General features: G+C 39.2%; 13 protein-coding genes. 4 read left to right on the top strand and 9 right to left on the bottom strand.

Annotated elements, in window-relative coordinates; genetic code table 11:
* Positions 1–97: 97 nt before the first annotated feature.
* The 6 genes from ACM03V_RS28720 to ACM03V_RS28695 all read right to left on the bottom strand — a co-directional run bounded on the left by ACM03V_RS28720 (position 98) and on the right by ACM03V_RS28695 (position 6,841).
* Positions 98–1,222, bottom strand: coding sequence for an XdhC family protein (locus tag ACM03V_RS28720; RefSeq protein WP_414624217.1), 1,125 nt, complete (start codon positions 1,220–1,222; stop codon positions 98–100).
* 147 nt (positions 1,223–1,369) lie between these two features.
* Positions 1,370–3,511 (bottom strand): xanthine dehydrogenase family protein molybdopterin-binding subunit, encoded by a 2,142-nt coding sequence (locus ACM03V_RS28715; protein ID WP_414624216.1) that lies wholly within the window; start codon positions 3,509–3,511, stop codon positions 1,370–1,372.
* 139 nt (positions 3,512–3,650) lie between these two features.
* Positions 3,651–4,643, bottom strand: coding sequence for an FAD binding domain-containing protein (locus ACM03V_RS28710; protein WP_414624215.1), 993 nt, complete (start codon positions 4,641–4,643; stop codon positions 3,651–3,653).
* A 146-nt stretch (positions 4,644–4,789) separates the two neighbouring features.
* The gene (locus tag ACM03V_RS28705) at positions 4,790–5,365 is read right to left on the bottom strand and encodes a 2Fe-2S iron-sulfur cluster-binding protein (protein ID WP_414624214.1); all 576 of its coding nucleotides are present in this window, start codon (positions 5,363–5,365) and stop codon (positions 4,790–4,792) included.
* A 192-nt stretch (positions 5,366–5,557) separates the two neighbouring features.
* Positions 5,558–6,133, bottom strand: a complete 576-nt coding sequence (locus tag ACM03V_RS28700) for a cation:proton antiporter (RefSeq protein ID WP_414624220.1) — start codon at positions 6,131–6,133, stop codon at positions 5,558–5,560.
* A 195-nt stretch (positions 6,134–6,328) separates the two neighbouring features.
* A complete protein-coding gene (locus tag ACM03V_RS28695) occupies positions 6,329–6,841 on the bottom strand; it encodes a cation:proton antiporter (RefSeq protein WP_414624213.1) in 513 nt (170 codons plus the stop codon).
* A 229-nt stretch (positions 6,842–7,070) separates the two neighbouring features.
* On the opposite strand from ACM03V_RS28695, the gene mgtE reads away from it, so the two are divergent.
* Entirely contained in the window at positions 7,071–8,462 is a 1,392-nt protein-coding gene (gene mgtE / locus ACM03V_RS28690) for a magnesium transporter (protein ID WP_414624219.1), read from the top strand.
* Positions 8,463–8,981: 519 nt separating this feature from the next.
* Here the strand turns inward: mgtE and ACM03V_RS28685 are convergent.
* Complete coding sequence (locus tag ACM03V_RS28685; protein WP_414624218.1) at positions 8,982–9,239, bottom strand: hypothetical protein; 258 nt, start codon at positions 9,237–9,239, stop codon at positions 8,982–8,984.
* Between the two features lie 250 nt (positions 9,240–9,489).
* Between ACM03V_RS28685 and ACM03V_RS28680 the strand changes: the two genes are divergently transcribed.
* The 3 genes from ACM03V_RS28680 to ACM03V_RS28670 all read left to right on the top strand — a co-directional run bounded on the left by ACM03V_RS28680 (position 9,490) and on the right by ACM03V_RS28670 (position 14,082).
* A complete protein-coding gene (locus tag ACM03V_RS28680; protein ID WP_414624212.1) occupies positions 9,490–11,088 on the top strand; it encodes a peptide ligase PGM1-related protein in 1,599 nt (532 codons plus the stop codon).
* A gap of 297 nt (positions 11,089–11,385) precedes the next feature.
* Positions 11,386–13,158: a protein kinase domain-containing protein gene (locus ACM03V_RS28675; protein ID WP_414624211.1), complete on the top strand. Its 1,773-nt coding sequence runs from the start codon at positions 11,386–11,388 to the stop codon at positions 13,156–13,158.
* A gap of 360 nt (positions 13,159–13,518) precedes the next feature.
* Entirely contained in the window at positions 13,519–14,082 is a 564-nt protein-coding gene (locus tag ACM03V_RS28670; protein WP_414624210.1) for a pentapeptide repeat-containing protein, read from the top strand.
* A 482-nt stretch (positions 14,083–14,564) separates the two neighbouring features.
* Here ACM03V_RS28670 and ACM03V_RS28665 read toward each other — a convergent pair whose 3' ends face one another.
* Entirely contained in the window at positions 14,565–15,050 is a 486-nt protein-coding gene (locus tag ACM03V_RS28665; protein ID WP_414624209.1) for a response regulator transcription factor, read from the bottom strand.
* A gap of 41 nt (positions 15,051–15,091) precedes the next feature.
* Complete coding sequence (locus tag ACM03V_RS28660) at positions 15,092–16,033, bottom strand: hypothetical protein (RefSeq protein ID WP_414624208.1); 942 nt, start codon at positions 16,031–16,033, stop codon at positions 15,092–15,094.
* Positions 16,034–16,222: the final 189 nt, after the last annotated feature.

Below are 16,222 nucleotides of genomic sequence, written 5' to 3'. Positions count from 1 at the left end.
CAGTTATCAGTTAGCAGTTATCAGTTATCAGTTAGCAGTTATCAGTTATCAGTTAGCAGTTATCAGTTATCAGTTATCAGTTATCAGTTAGCAGTTTTCAATTATCCGTTGCCAACTCTTCCTTAGCGTGAATTGGAGCGTTACGATTTTTTAAAAATCCAGCATCACGGTGAGATATTACTGCTTGAATTTCAGCAACTATCGAAAGTGCGATTTCTTCGGCGTTATCTGCACCTATATCTAATCCAACGGGACTGTACATATTAGCATTTGCTGTAATTCCTTCTTCCTGTAATTCTTTTAATATGCGGTTTGTTCTTTTTTTTGGGCCAAGTATTCCCAAATAAATTAAGTTAGATGGTACAAGTAGTTTGAGCATTTCTAAATCATCTAAATAATTATGACTCATAACTACGGCGACGGTACGCTCGGTGATTTCGATATTTTCTAAAATCTCTTCGGGAGGTGAAAGTAATATTTTATCTGCTTGTTCAAATCGCTTTTTAGTTGCTTCTCTTTGACGGTTATCTACTACTGTTACATCCCAACCAAGCTGTTTGCTGAAATTTACTAATGGTATGACATCGTAACCAGCACCAAATACGATCAAAGATAAGGGTGGTTGAATTACTTCGATAAATACTTCTATTTTTACACTTGCTAAATTATATTCTTTTAAAATACATTGATTATTTTGTAATGCCGCTTTTGTATCGCTTAAAACTTCCGTTAATAGGTTATCATCGGTCAAATTATTAATAATAGTATCTTCACCCAATAATAAACGCTGTCCGATTTGGGTTGTAGTTTCACCTTCAACTATAATTACCGTGGCGATCGCCCCATAAGTTCTATTTGACAAACATTTCTCTATAAAAGTAATTTCCTGTAGTTTATTCTCTTGTAAAGGTTCAATTAAAACATAAGCAATTCCCTGACAGCCAAGCCCCAAACCCCAAATCATATCTTCTTCGGAGGTGGTATCGTATTTAATTAAACGGGGATTTTCCGACTTAATTACAGTTTGAGCTTTTTCAAAAACATCACTTTCCAAACAACCACCGCTAATTGAACCAATACTATTTCCGTCAGCACTTATTAGCATTCTTGCACCGGGGCTTCTATAAGTAGAGCCGCTGACTTTTACTAATGTTGCTATTGCTATTTCGTTTGTATTTTTTAATTTTTCTATAGCTGAAATGATATTTTTTAATTCTTTCATTATGACTTTTTGATTATCTCTCTTTACTTCTTCTCTCTGCGTACTCAGCGTCTAGTAAGGTTTTTTAATTCATTATCTTTTAGGATCAAAAAAAGATTCGTAGCGTTTAGATCCCCCCAACCCCCCTTAAAAAGGGGGGCTATTTTATTACATCACTTTGTCGGGGGTAATTGGTAAATCTCTAATCCGCTTACCTGTGGCATGATAAACGGCATTTGCTACCGCAGCAGCAACACCTGTAATTCCAATTTCACCGATACCTTTTGTGCCAATTGGATTGACATGATTATCGACTTCTTCGACCATTTCTATGTCAATATCGGGAATATCGGCGTTTACTGGAACATGATATTCACCAAGATTTGCATTCATTACTCTTCCTAAATTTGGATCGACTACGGTTTCTTCCATCAATGCCATGCCGATGCCCATAATGATACCGCCCATAAATTGCGATCGCGCTGTTTTATGATTTAATATCTTTCCGCAAGCAAAGGCTCCGGTGTAACGGTTAATCCGCACCTCGCCAAAATCTGGATCTATCCGCACTTGCACAAATTGAGCGCCGAAAGCATGTTTGGAATACTTTTTCTCTTGTGAAGACTGAGCATCGTATTCTATTTCAATTTGCTCTTTGTTATTCTTAGCTAAAATATTTGCGTAATCTTCGATTGTTAGTGAGTCGTTTTGATTCTTGCCGCCAAGCTCTAAAACCTTTGCTTGCAATCCTTTAATAGCACCATGTACCGCACTACCAACGCTACTTACTGTCATCGAACCACCGCTGACGGGTGCTTTTGGTAATCTAGTGTCTCCATATTCAAAGCAGACTTTTTCAAAGGGTAAACCCAATGTCTCGGCGATCAGTTGCGCCATCACGGTAGCCGTACCACCACCCATATCGTGAGTGCTGCTTTGTACCACTACGCTACCATCTGCAAGCATTTTAGCTTTAGCAGAAGCAGGTGAAGTAAAAGCTGGGTAAGTTGCTGATGCCATACCCATCCCAATTAAATAGCGTCCGTCGCGCATCGAACCTATTTCTGGATTGCGTTTCGACCAGCCAAATTTCTCCGCACCGATTTGGTAACATTCTTTCAGAGATTTACTCGACCAAGGTAGATTTTCATCTGGATCGGTATCGGCGTGATTTATTAATCTTAATTCTATGGGGTCAATTTTCAAAGCATAAGCAAGTTCATCCATTGCCGCTTCAATTGCAAAAATTCCCGAAGCTTCCCCAGGGGCACGCATGAAGGTGGGAGTAACTCGATTTAAACGTATCAAACGCTGAGAAGCGTGCAAATTATCACAAGCGTACAGCATATGAGTTGCTACTGTGAATGGTTCGGCAAACTCATCGTACATCGATGTATGGGAAATACCATCGTGAATAATTGCCGTTAACTTACCGTCGCTAGTTGCCCCTAACTTAACGTTTTGTTCTGTTTCGGCGCGATGCCCAACAACGTTAAACATATCTTCGCGGGTTAACACCAACTTTACCGGACGATTCACCTGACGAGAAGCAATTACTGGTAACAACATATGCGACCAAAAAGCACCTTTGCAACCGAATGCACCACCAATAAACTGACAAATTACCCGCACGTTTTCTTCTGGAATATCCAAACTTGTTGCCAAAGCTTTTCTAGTTCCGTAAGTGTTTTGCGTCGAGGTATAAACCGTTAACTGATCATTTTCCCATACAGCAGTTGTTGCCGAAGGTTCTATAGGATTATGGTTTTCGGTGGGTGTTGTGTAAATTTCATCTACTTTGATATCTGCTTTATCGAAAGCTTCTTGAGGATTGCCTCTAACAACTTTCGCTGGCTTACCCATTATGGTTTGCGGTTCAAATTCTTCTTCTCGTTGCTTTTGCATCTCCATAATTGGAGTAACTTGATCATAAGTAAATTGCACCAAGGAAGCAGCATAAGTTGCCTGCTCTAAAGTATCTGCAATTACTACCCCAATATGTTGCCCACTGTAGTAAACAGAATTATCTTGAAAAGGTAGAAACTCTTCTGCGGCTGTTCCACCCTGCATAAAGGTTTTCAAAGGTTTTAACTCAGGTGCATTTTCATGAGTAATTACCTTAATAACACCCGGTAATTTTTCCGCCGCACTCGTATCAATACTTTTTATTTTTCCTCTGGCGATAGTGCTGGGAATAGCAACAGCATAAGCCAGATTTTCTTGAGGAAATTCAGCCGAATAAAGTGCGCCACCAGTAACTTTAAGATTACCGTCAACGCGGTTTAAAGGTTTTCCGATTATATTAACCATTTCTATTTTAGATTCTCAAATTAATTTTTCTCTTCTTAGCGCTCCTTTGCGAAAACCTCGGCGTTACTCTGCGTTTCAAAAAAATTTTGTATTCTAACGCAAAGGCACGCAAAGGTATGCGCGGAGGTTTGCAGAGGGTTTATTCTGCTACTGTCATCAACGCTCGCACAATTGCCCGTTTCGCAAGTTCGATTTTGAAATTATTATGTTGATAACCTTGCGCTCCTTCCAATGCGGTTTCTGCTGCTTGTCGAAATACTTCTTCGCCTTGTGTTGCACCAATTAAAATTTCTTCTGCGTTGGTTGCTCTCCAAGGTTTATGGGCAACACCACCCATTGCCAAACGCGCTGTTTTAATAGAATTATTTTCAATTTCTAGTACAGCAGCAACGGAAACTAAGGCGAATGCATAAGATGCTCTATCTCTGACTTTTAAATAATAAGACTTTGCCCCAGAATGAGAAAAATAAGATGGAGGTAAATCGACGGCGGTAATTAATTCGTTTTCTTGTAAATTTGTATCTATATTTGGCGTATCTCCCGGTAAACGGTGAAATTCTGTGGCGGGTATTTCTCTTTCTTCCCCTGATGCACTCACGACTCTTACAACTGCATCCAAAGCGGCTAAAGCAACGCACATATCCGAGGGATGGGTAGCAATACAACTTTCGGAAGCGCCTAAAATAGCGTGAATTCTGTTAAAACCTTCTACAGCAGGACATCCAGAACCCGGTTCCCGTTTATTACAAGGTGTTGCAGTATCGTAGAAATAATAGCAGCGAGTTCTTTGCATTAAATTTCCGCCAACCGTCGCCATATTGCGTAACTGCTGAGTTGCACCGGAAAGAAAAGCCTGAGATAACAAAGGATATTTTTCACGAATTAAAGGATGATTTGCAGTAGCAGTATTCCGCGCCAAAGCACCAATACGCACCCCACCATTAGGTAATTCTGTAATTTCAGCCAGCGGTAATTTAGTGATATCAATTAAACTATCCGGTACTTCCACACCAGATTTCATTAAATCGAGTAAATTCGTACCGCCACCAATAAACTTGGCTTGGTTATTACTGCTTAATTCCTGTACCGCAGCATTTGAAGAATCAGCTTTTTGATAATTAAATGGTTTCATTTTCAGTGAGCAGTGAACAGTTATCAGTGTTAGCGTTAGCGTGTCCCGGAGGGACATACAGTAACCAGTTATCAATTGGGCATGGGGCATTGGTAGTTGGGAATTTCTACCTCCTCTACCCACTCTCCCCCCTTTCTCTTCAACCTTTAACCGTCCGAAGCTTCCTTAACAGCAGCGACAATATGCGGATAAGCACCGCAACGACAAAGGTTTCCGCTCATGCGTTCGCGAATTTCTGTATCGGTTAATTCAATTGATGCGGTTGGGTTAGCAATTAATTCTAAGTCTGTCACCGTACTTGCTTGCCCTGCTTCTATCTCCGAGAGTAAAGCCACAGCAGAACAAATTTGACCGGAAGTACAGTAACCGCATTGAAAACCATCATTATTTACAAATGCAGCCTGCATTGCATGAAGTTCCTCACCCGTACTCAAACCTTCGATAGTTGTAATTTCGTCCCCTTCATGCATTACGGCTAAAGCTAGACAAGAATTAATGCGATCGCCATTTACTAAAACGGTACAAGCACCACATTGTCCATGATTGCAACCTTTTTTACTACCAGTTAAATCTAAACGTTCCCGCAATGCATCCAAAAGAGTAACGCGAGGTTCGATGTTTAAAGTATGTGACCTACCGTTAACTCGTAACTTAACTTCAACGGTATCAACGCTGTTGTTTTTGACAGCAGTTGATAGCGGATTTGGTTTGGTTGTAGTCATTTTTAATTATTCCTATCCCTCTTGCAAATCTTAAATCTAGACTTGAGGGAGTAGTACTATCGAAAGAAGTATGTTGAGTAAACTACATAAAAGTTTAGACAGTTATCAGTTATCAGTGAACAATTATCAAGTAATAGCCAAATATTATCAATTAATATTACAAAATTACAACTAAAAATAAAGCCAAAATATTCACTCTCGCCAGGGTAAGCGAACGGGCATTTCTTCTACAGGTTTCATTTCGGGCATTGTTTCGTGAATATGTTCTTTGTTTGAAATCCGATTAGCGTACCAATTTGCTCCAGGAAAAGCAGTTAAACCATGAGCGAAGACACTGATTAAAACTGTAACTACCATTGTAGAAAACATTAATTCGCTTCCCTGCAAATTTTCTTTTTCTACAATTAACAAACCGTAAACAATTGAAGCGATACCTCTAGGACCAAACCAGCCGATAAATAAGATAGTATCTAACTGTAATTTTAAGCTACTTGTAGAAATTGCAACTCCTAGCATCCGAACAACTGTTAAACTACAAACCGCATATAACCAAGTTTGCCAAGTTGCTTCTGATAAACTTGGAAAAACCATTACCGCGCCGTATAGTAGAAAAGTGATTAAAGTAAGTAATTGTCCTTCTGCTTCGCCAAATTCATATAGCTTTTGTAAAACTGATTTGCTAGCAATTCTTCCCAAAGTTAAACCAGCGCAGAAAGCAGCAATAAAACCGTTTCCACCAATTAACTCGGCACAAGTATAAGCTAAAATTGATCATCCTAATACCGACAAATCTTCAAATGAATCGTTCATCCATTTGCGTCGAATACTTTTAACAATTAACTTGCTACCAAAGTAACCAACCGCGATACCAATTATTGCACCGAAAATAATTTGTTTGCTGGTAAAAGTCAGCCAATAATTAGCCGTATTCAGTTGTTCGCTTTCTCCTGCTAAGGAAATAAATCATAAGAGAATTGGCAAACAAATACCGTCATTTAAACCACTTTCGACATTGATAGCTTGACGAATTGAAACTGGTACGCGAGAACTATTAACTACAGCTTGACCTAATGCAGCGTCTGTAGGTGCAAGAATGGTAGCTAAAGCTGCTGCTTCCCAGATATTTAATTCTGTAGGAAACAATAATAGGGCAAAAATCGTACCGAAGACGATAGTTAAGGGCAGCCCAATACCCAGTAAACGTAAAGGTAAATTATATTCTTGCCGTAATAGTTTTAACTGAATGCGCGAAGCATCAGTAAAAAGAACTATTGCTAATGTAATTTCTGCTAAAGTTCTAATAATTTCGTTGGTAATATTTAGATCATTTACTAATCCGAATACCGTATAACTAATTAGCAAACCGAAGGTGACATAAGCCATTGGTGGAGTAATTACACTCTTTTCTAACCTTCGAGAAATCAACCCAAAGCCTAGTATAAATAATGCTATCGCCGCAATTATTTCTTTGTTCATTTTAAATTCTCGGATTTAAAAACCTGCTCGTTTTAAACTATCTCAACTCAATGCCCATAACGCAAAGCTTTCAATCAAAAGAGATAAAATCATAAAATTAAACTATTATAAATATCCATCGGGGGAATGAAAATTAACCGATTGAACGTTTTTTGCTGCCAATTTCCCATAAACTATGAGTGGTAGACCATTATCAAATCACCTTGAGGAGATACCCGAATTGACTGAGATGGACAACGTAGCTTCTGTCATTCAGGAATCAACGCGCCAGGAATTGCGGGATTTAGTGCGAACTCAATTGCAAATGCTGCTCGAACAAGGAGACTTGCGAGGTGCAAAAGCAATTCTCGTACCAGTTCAGCCTGCGGATATAGCCGAGGTGATTGAAGGTTTACCTGAAACAATGCACGCTTTAGTGTTTCGCTTACTTTCCAAGAATGAAGCGATCGAGGTTTACGAACATCTCGATCACAGCGTTCAAGAAAAGTTAATAGAAGAATTTCGTTCCCAGGAAGTCCTTGATATTGTTGATAAAATGTCACCGGATGATAGAGCAAGATTATTTGATGAATTACCAGCAAAAGTTGTTAATCGCCTCTTAGAACAACTTAGTCCGGCTCAAAAAGAAGCTACTGCTCTACTTTTGGGTTATGAATCCGGTACTGCTGGACGCATCATGACTCCTCAAGTGATCTTGCTCAAGGAAAATTTTACCGTAGCGCAAGCTTTGGAGCGGATTCGCCGTCAAGCTAACGCTAGCGAGATGATTTATTATCTTTACGTTACCGATGATGCTCGCCGTTTAGCTGGTATTGTTTCCTTGCGTCAATTAGTAACAGCTCGCACAGACCAAAAAATTAGCGAAATTATTAGTCGCGACCCGATATATGTTTATACCGATACCGACCAAGAAGAAGTTGCCAGAATTATCCAAAAGTATGATTTTCTCGCCGTACCTGTGGTAGATAGGGAGCAGCGGTTAGTCGGTATTGTTACGGTAGATGATGTAATAGATATTATCCAAGAAGAAACCACCGAAGATATTTATGCCCTTGGTGGTGGCGTACAGTCTGACGGTGACAACTACTTTCAAACAGATTTATTTACGGTTGCTCGCAAGCGCGTAGTTTGGCTATTAGTGTTGTTGATCACGAATACCGTAACCGGAACAATTATTAAATCACAAGAAGATATTTTACAAAAAGTCGTGACCTTAGCAGCTTTCATTCCCTTGCTTACGGGTACTGGAGGTAACGTCGGCGCTCAATCTTCCACGGTGGTAATACGGGGGATGAACACCGATGAAATCCGCTCCCTTGGTACAATGCAGGTAGTTGCTAGAGAAGCCGTTGCCGGTGCAATATTAGGAATAACATTAGGAACCATTGCCACCCTCTGGGCATATCTATTGCAAGGTAACTTACAAGTTGCGATCGCAGTTGGTACTAGTTTGGTGGCAATTTCAATTTTGGCTTCAGTTTCGGGTTCTGCATTACCGTTTCTATTCCGCTTCATGAAATTAGATCCAGCATTGATGTCTGCACCGTTTATCACCACGGCGGTAGATGTTGCAGGTGTTTTGATTTACTTTGGGTTGGCAAGGTTTATTCTTAATCTTTAGTTGATAGTTGATAGTTGTTAGTTGATAGTTTTAGCTTTAAGCAACGTCGATAAATTTACCGTTAACTGATAATGGTGCGTTACTTATGCCGTAACACACCCGCGCAAGCTACGGATCGCTGCTCACTGCTCATTAGACATCTCCGGAAAACATTTAGGTAGTTTAATTTTACACACAAACCTAACCCCCCCTGCCCCCCTTCCCTATGAGGGAAGTGGGGTTTTAAAGCCTCTCAGGGGTGGGAGAGAGGTTTGTATAGAGTTGTTTTTCTTTTTCGGAGATGTCTACTGATAACTTACATTTTGCATCTTGCATCAATGTCGTTAAGTCCCTTCTACCCGCCTTGTAAGCCGGAGGCTTTCTCGCAGAGAAATCAATTGATGCGGCTAATATGCAAAGTAGGTTAAAACGCACTAAAAGCCCTGCCCAGTCGTCAAAAGAGCGACTTTGTTTGTGCAGCCCTGGGATTTATTCCAAGGCGGTTGTTGAGAATGGTGAAAGATGTTAGTGATAACTGATTTACAAATCAGATGGAGTATCGGGAGCAACAACTTCACCAACGCCAATATTCAACATTGGATCTGGAGTGGTAATTAATTCATTGAGTTCGGAAACTTGTAAATTCATCTCTTCACAAGCATTGCTCAATTCTCGTCTAAATGTATTTAAATCATCACCATAGCCACATTGAAGAGCAGCGGTTTCTATACCTTGCTTTGCGTTTGCTTTCGCGCAGTCTACTAAATCGGTACCTTTTAGTGGTGTAGGAGATGCCATATTTATATCTGTAATTGGGTTAACAATAATTATTGCTATGTTAACAGCAGTTCTCCATATGCTCATCTCTCAAATGGTTGAACGTTTTCTAGGCTATTAGGCAGAAAATTGCTGCTAATTCGTCAATCGGTAATAATAAAAGTTAGAATTTGCTGCACTACGCAATTCGTAACCGATCGCAGGTAATTATTAATTGATAATTGATCAACCGCACCTTGCGGGTGAAAACTGACAACCGATAATTAATAAAATGCTTCAGATCACAGATAAAGACTTACTAGAGAAATTTCGTTATCTTCAGTCGGGCTTGCGCGATAAGTGGAAATGTATAGAAGGTGATGAAAGCGATACGAGTGATGTTGATATTTTAGTAATTCCTTCTCTTAGTCTCGATCAGCGGGAACTAAAGAAGGTTGAAGGTTACGAACATTATGAAGAACGTTTGTTATTTTCTTTAATTCGGTTATGGAACCCTCGCAACCGGCTAATTTATGTAACATCGGTGCCTTTACATCCAAGTATTATAGATTATTATTTACAGCTGTTACCGGGAATTCCTTTCTCTCATGCTCGCAATCGCTTGCTACTGCTTTCTACTTACGATTCTTCGCTCAAACCTCTGAGTCAAAAGATTTTAGAACGTCCCCGGTTATTACAGCATATTCAACAAGCTTTAAGAATAGATAAATCTTTTATGATATGTTACAACTCCACTGGTTTTGAAGCAGAATTGTCTTTAAAGTTAGGAGTTCCGCTGTATGCTGCTGCTCCAGATTTACAGATTTGGGGGACAAAAAGCGGCTCCAGACAAATTTTTGCCGAAGCTGAAGTTCCTTTTCCAGATGGTAGCGAACTGATGTGGAATACAGAAGATTTAGCAGAAGCTGCGGCTTTATTGTGGGAACGCCAGCCTTCATTACAAAGAATGGTAGTAAAACTTAATGAAGGAATTTCTGGAGAAGGAAATGCGCTGTTAGATTTAAGACCGATTCCTGAAGTAGCTCCTCCAAAAGCATCTCATCAAGAAAGGGTAATGGCGATCGCCCTACGTTTTAGTAAAATGAGTTTTCAAGCAAAACTTGAAAATTGGTCAACATTTTCGGGAAGAATAACCGAATTAGGAGCGATTGTAGAAGCTTTTGTAGAAGGTGAAGTTAAGCTTTCACCAAGCGTTCAAGGACGCATTACACCGATGGGAGAAGTGGAAATTCTATCTACTCACGATCAAATTTTAGGAGGGCCAGACGGTCAAATTTTCCTTGGTTGTAAATTTCCTGCCGACGAAGATTATCGATTGCAGCTACAGCAGTTGGGCTTACAAGTTGGTCGCAAATTAGCACAAAAAGGCGCTTTAGAAAGATACGGTGTCGATTTTATCGTTGTCAAGCATGATGGAGAATGGGATATCCAAGCAATTGAGATTAATTTGCGAAAAGGCGGTACTACCCATCCCTTCATGACCTTAAAATTACTTACAAACGGTCGCTACGAACTTTCTACAGGTTTATTTTACTCTCAGCAAGGACGACCCAAATATTACATCGCCACCGATAACTTGCAAAAAGACCGCTACAAGGGACTTTTACCCAACGATTTAATGGATATTATTGCTCAACACAGATTGCATTTCGACACCGGAACCGAAACGGGTACAGTATTCCATTTAATGGGTTGTTTATCACAATTTGGTAAATTAGGATTAACCAGCATCGGTGATTCCCCGCAACAAGCAGAAGAAATCTATAACAGAGTAGTCAAAGTTATTGATGAAGAAACCCCAAACCATGATCCGGATTTCTCATTGCTATCAAAACAAACTTTCCCTATTTCCTGGGAAGCAGTTGGTTAAGAATGGGAGTTAGGAGTTAGGAGTTAGGAGTTAGGAGTTAAGAGTAGTAAGTAATGAGCAGTGAAGAATTCTTACCCCCACTCTCCCTATCTCCCCAACTTCCTGTCCGCACACAAATGAAAATCGCGTCATCAGGAATTAAAAATCTTGTTATTAGAAACTTTCTGTAGGAACTAGCCACAAGTGAAAGATGTAAAAGCAGTCTCATACCCCAATCGTTAAAATCTTGATAAAAATATGTTGCTTAAATTCTCAACTCATAACTCCTAACTCCCCATTCCCCATGCCCAATTCCCCATGCCCAATTCTCAACCTAATTTAAATGCAATTCACTGCGTAAATCCTAATTGTTCGCGTCCTTATCCTCAACCTTGGGGAAACAAATTTTGTCTTGCTTGTGGGGCAAAATTACAGTTGCAGGATAGATTTATTCCTCTCGAACGTTTGGGTTCTGGGGGTTTTGCTCGCATTTATACGGTTTGGGATGTTAAGACACAAACAGAAAAAGTTTTGAAAGTGCTGGTGGAAACTTCGCCGAAAGCACTGGAATTATTTGCTCAGGAAGCAGAAGTTTTACAGCGGTTAAAGCATGGGGGTGTTCCTAAAGTTGAACCGGATGGGTATTTTTTCCATAATCTCTCAAGTTCTAACCAAGATTTGGATTTACCTTGTTTGATCATGGAAAAAATCAACGGGCAAACTCTGGAAGAAGTTCCTTATTTGTATCCGAATGGTTGTTCTCAAGAGTTGGTTTTGGATTGGTTGAAGCAAGCGGTGGATATTTTGCAACACCTCCACGAACATATGATTATTCATCGCGATATCAAACCTTCAAATTTAATGTTGCGCGATCCATCTCCCAGCTTAAAGGGTTCTGAATTGGTGGTAATTGACTTTGGTGGTGCCAAACACTTTAGCGTTGCAGCCTCTCACCGTCAATCTAGTTCTACCAGATTGTTTTCTACCGGCTACAGTCCCCCAGAACAAGTTACAGGACGTAATGTTGGGCCATCAGCCGATTTTTACGCTCTTGGAAGAACAGCGATTGAATTACTCACGGGAAAAAATCCTCAAGAATTAGAAGATCCGTTAACGGGAGCATTACGCTGGAGAGAAGCGCTAAAATTTTCTGATTATGGCGGCGATGTCAACCCTCTGCTGGTAGATTTACTCGATGATATGGCGCAGGAAGAAGTGCGATCGCGTCCCGAAAATGCACTAATTATTCAAAAACGTTTGGCGCAAATTATTAGATCGACTAAATCAACATCATATTTGCCAGCACGCCAGCGAAAAAATATTTTTAGCAGAATAGCAGAATCTCTAAAAAAAGTTTTTCTTTTAATCAATGAATTTATTCAGCAATTGATTTTAGGAACAACCCGAGGTGTTAGTAATACCACTTTATTCGCATTTAAAACAATTGTAGGGATAATTCGCGGTTGTTTTGAAACGCTGTGGACAATGATTTTAGCAAGTATCGGCGCTTGTATAGGTACAATTGCCGGTTTTTTCCTGGCATTTGGTACAGTTTTTGGCGATAGAGTTGGCGAAGTGGTTGCGAACTTAATAATAGCTTTTACATCCAATCCTCAACCCGTATTGGGTTCGGAAATAATTTTATTTGCAGCATCTGGCTTGGGAACAGCTTGGGGAATAACTTTAGCCGGGGGTTTCAATCAAAAACGACGATTTTTGATAGCTTCCTTAATTGCAATAATCGGCTATAGCGGAGGCTGGTTTATCTTACAGCTAATAGCACCACAACAAGCAGAAGGATGGGTAGGGCTAATATTATTTGCCATCTCCCTTCTCACCTTGGGTTTAGGACTTCGTTCCCATCAAATCATCCATGCGATAATGGCTGCATTTGGTACGGCAATTATTTTTGCAGGCTTAATAAACTTAGGATTATCACCAACCATATTTACTTCCTCCAGCCCCTTCGATTTATCACAACTGTGGCTCAAAATCGGCTTTTTCAGTATGTTAGGCATCTTCATCAGTTTTTGGTTGGGAATCAGTAACTACTTAGTAGTTCCCGCATTAAAGCTTTTAGGCTGGAGGTAATCAGTTAGCAGTGAGCAGTGAACAGTTATCAATTATCAATTAATTTCTACCCCCTCTACCCCACCCATCTTCCCATGCCCAATTACCAATTACCAAAAAAAGTGAATCCCTCCGCCACCATATAACTGGGCTAGAGGGATTCGATAATTCGTAGACTATAGAACTTTCGGTATATTTCTCGATGTCACTATTCTAAAACCTGTATATGGGATTGTGTAGTTCAGAGTTAACATTTTATAAGTTTTTTATAATTTATTTATCAAGTCTTTATACTTGTTATATAATAATCAGTTTGTATATGTAAGTATAACAATACATAATAGTTTAAAACCCTTACCTTGATAAGTATCTCTAAAAAATATGAAATTAGCAATTGTATCTAGTATTACCATGCTCGCTTGTTTGGGATTTATGCAACAAACAAAAGCATTTAATCCGCAAGATATAGAACTGTTTCAAGCAAATGGTGCTTGCCCGAGATGCGATTTAAGTGGTGCTAATTTGTCGCAAGCTAATTTGTCAGGAGTAAATCTAAGGGATGCGAATTTAAGAGGTGCAGATTTGACAGGTGCGAATTTGTCAAACGCCGATCTTGCAGGTGCAGATTTACAAGATGCAGTTATGAGTAATGCTAATCTTTCAGGTGCTTCTTTGGTGGGTGCGAATCTGAGGTCAGCTTCAATGGAAAATGCTAACTTGTCTTATGCTGGTTTAATGAGTGCTAATTTATCGGCAGCTAATTTAACTGGAGCAAGTGTATTTTTAACCAACTTCCGAGGAGCAAATTTTAGATTAACTACTCAGAGTAATGGTGTTGTTTCATCTGACAAACCTTACTGGTGGTCTTTACAGTCAGAAAGTCTTAAAGATTGTAATAAATTTAGTTACGAGAAAGTTCCAGGTACAACTTGTTACGGCGAATAAATTAATTTAGTTGTTAGTTCTTAGTTGTTATTTATTATTCATTAGGCATCATTACTAATAAACAATAGTTAATTGCTTTTTTCAATACCTTTATAAACCCGGTTTTTTAAACTGGGTTTATTATTTTATAGAGAAATTTTCTGCTCTAGTAGTTCATCACATTAATTTTCACGGGTAAAGGAAGGTTCGTAGTAGCGCTGAAGCGCATCTGGATTCCGGATGCGCTTCAGCGCTACTACGAACCCCCATTGCAATTGATCCCACCAATAGTTTGGGGGATTTTTTGAAGAATATAGTTAAAAATTATGACTTTAACTATTAAGAGGCTTTTGCGCTTTAAGCTAATCAATAATCATATCTACAAATAAATCGTTCACTTACTTAGGGCATCTTAGGGAGCGATGGCACCGCAATGTTAACGAAAATTGGAAAACGCACAAATATGTTTCCTACTCCCCTGACGATACTAAATTGATGGAGTACTAAACTTCGGCTTCTGTTTGCAAGATAAAGTTAATCAGTGGGGCACAACGGTAAACCATAGCAGCGCGACTATCAACTCCAAGTTTAATGAAAGTTCTACGCAAGTGTGTTGAAACTGTCCATTCACTGATTTGCAATCGATTGGCAATCTGTTTATTTGAGTATCCCAGGGCAACGAAAGCAGCTATCTGTAACTCTCGTGCGGTTAATAAATCTGTTACAGTCGGCTCTGCAACCTTAAATGTATTTTTCGCTTTGATAATTAAACAGTATTGGTTTTGAATTTCAATCCGTCCAACTATCCAATAATAATCAGCTTCTTCAGATGGAATCATGTCGTGTTGTGCATAATCTTCCGAGCAATTTCCAAATGAAACAATCATATATTTGAAGCCTTGCAGGCAAAATTCCCCTAAAACTCCTAATCCAGCAGATTGAGCTAATGCTTGAAGACAAGCTTTATTCGGCTCTTCAAAGTTATTCATATAATCCCTTCCCTGTTAAATTACAAAATTACTTGCGAATCTCAAAGTTGGTACCAGAATGTTTCGATATTTGCCCAAAAATTATTTTCTGGTTCAATATATTGTGTTTCTTGAGAAGAAAATTGGTTGGTAATTAGATTATTTTTCAGTTCAGTTCGAGGTAAACCACTAGGAACTACTAAGTGCAGAATAACAATATGGATATCAGCCCAAAAAGGTTGAGCTAATCCAGTATTAGTAATTAACTCACGTAAATATTCGCGTTCGAGAATAACAACTGGGTCATTTTCTGTCAAATATGTACAAGGTATATTCCAAGTTTCCAGAGTTTTGCATATGTCTGGAGGAAGATTTTTTTCATAGTCAGAAGGTAATTGATAGGTAAGAATAAACGCAGATCCTAAACTAGCTGCAAGTGCTACGGCATCTCGAAAAGCTAATGTTAAAACATCATTAGTTGGAATCCGATCTATTTGATTATCTAATGAACGTGCTAAAAATTCCCAATCCGAAAAAATCTCCGGTTCTCTATCTTTAGGAAGTAATGATTCTCGCAAGTTATCTCCTAGCCAGAATAAATTTAACCGGCTTAAGTCCGTTGCTCCTCGTACTCTTTCCCATTCTTTTAGACTCCAAAGCGTTTCTTCTAAGGAAGTACGCTTCTCAGATAGCGTTTTCTCCGAAGCGTTAATTCCTGGAACAACTAACTCCGGCCTTTGCAAGTAAAGATTAATGTTGTCGAGAATGTACCAGAGTTCTCGCACTACCCATAATTCCATTGCTTCTCCCAAGTTTTTGTAGAGAAGTAGTCCCGAAGGTGATAACGCAAGGGCTGGATCTATTACGCAGCGAGGACGTTGTTGATTGTTTGGTAACAAACTAACTGAGAGCATTACCTGATAATCTCGTGTAAATTCACTCATTGCTTGTCGCGTAAATAAGCGTAAATCATTGGCAAAAACAACATTAGTGTAATTAAGCATAGTTAGATGCATAATATAAGGCTGCTTATTGCTCTAAAGCAGGTTTTGCGGTAATTAGATATATGTATAAAAAGAAGTTTCACACCTGCTCAAAGCTATTTAGAAATGGTTTTACCAATTACTACTTATCTATTTATTTGAACATTTGACTTCTGTTTCATGCAAACATTTTAATCAACATTTGTTTCA

Source organism: Calothrix sp. CCY 0018, from assembly GCF_963920925.1.
In the GTDB taxonomy this organism is placed as follows: domain Bacteria; phylum Cyanobacteriota; class Cyanobacteriia; order Cyanobacteriales; family Nostocaceae; genus Rivularia.
The sequence above is the reverse complement of the archived record's forward strand: the minus strand, read 5'-3'. Positions and strand labels throughout refer to the sequence as shown.

Coding starts and splice junctions, on each gene's coding strand:
- ACM03V_RS28665 (WP_414624209.1), bottom strand. CDS start 15,050: ATGAATAACTTTGAAGAGCCGAATAAAGCTTGTCTTCAAGCATTAGCT.
- ACM03V_RS28715 (WP_414624216.1), bottom strand. CDS start 3,511: ATGGTTAATATAATCGGAAAACCTTTAAACCGCGTTGACGGTAATCTT.
- ACM03V_RS28685 (WP_414624218.1), bottom strand. CDS start 9,239: ATGGCATCTCCTACACCACTAAAAGGTACCGATTTAGTAGACTGCGCG.
- ACM03V_RS28670 (WP_414624210.1), top strand. CDS start 13,519: ATGAAATTAGCAATTGTATCTAGTATTACCATGCTCGCTTGTTTGGGA.
- mgtE (WP_414624219.1), top strand. CDS start 7,071: ATGGACAACGTAGCTTCTGTCATTCAGGAATCAACGCGCCAGGAATTG.
- ACM03V_RS28720 (WP_414624217.1), bottom strand. CDS start 1,222: ATGAAAGAATTAAAAAATATCATTTCAGCTATAGAAAAATTAAAAAAT.
- ACM03V_RS28680 (WP_414624212.1), top strand. CDS start 9,490: ATGCTTCAGATCACAGATAAAGACTTACTAGAGAAATTTCGTTATCTT.
- ACM03V_RS28675 (WP_414624211.1), top strand. CDS start 11,386: ATGCCCAATTCTCAACCTAATTTAAATGCAATTCACTGCGTAAATCCT.
- ACM03V_RS28710 (WP_414624215.1), bottom strand. CDS start 4,643: ATGAAACCATTTAATTATCAAAAAGCTGATTCTTCAAATGCTGCGGTA.
- ACM03V_RS28705 (WP_414624214.1), bottom strand. CDS start 5,365: ATGACTACAACCAAACCAAATCCGCTATCAACTGCTGTCAAAAACAAC.
- ACM03V_RS28660 (WP_414624208.1), bottom strand. CDS start 16,033: ATGCTTAATTACACTAATGTTGTTTTTGCCAATGATTTACGCTTATTT.
- ACM03V_RS28695 (WP_414624213.1), bottom strand. CDS start 6,841: ATGAACAAAGAAATAATTGCGGCGATAGCATTATTTATACTAGGCTTT.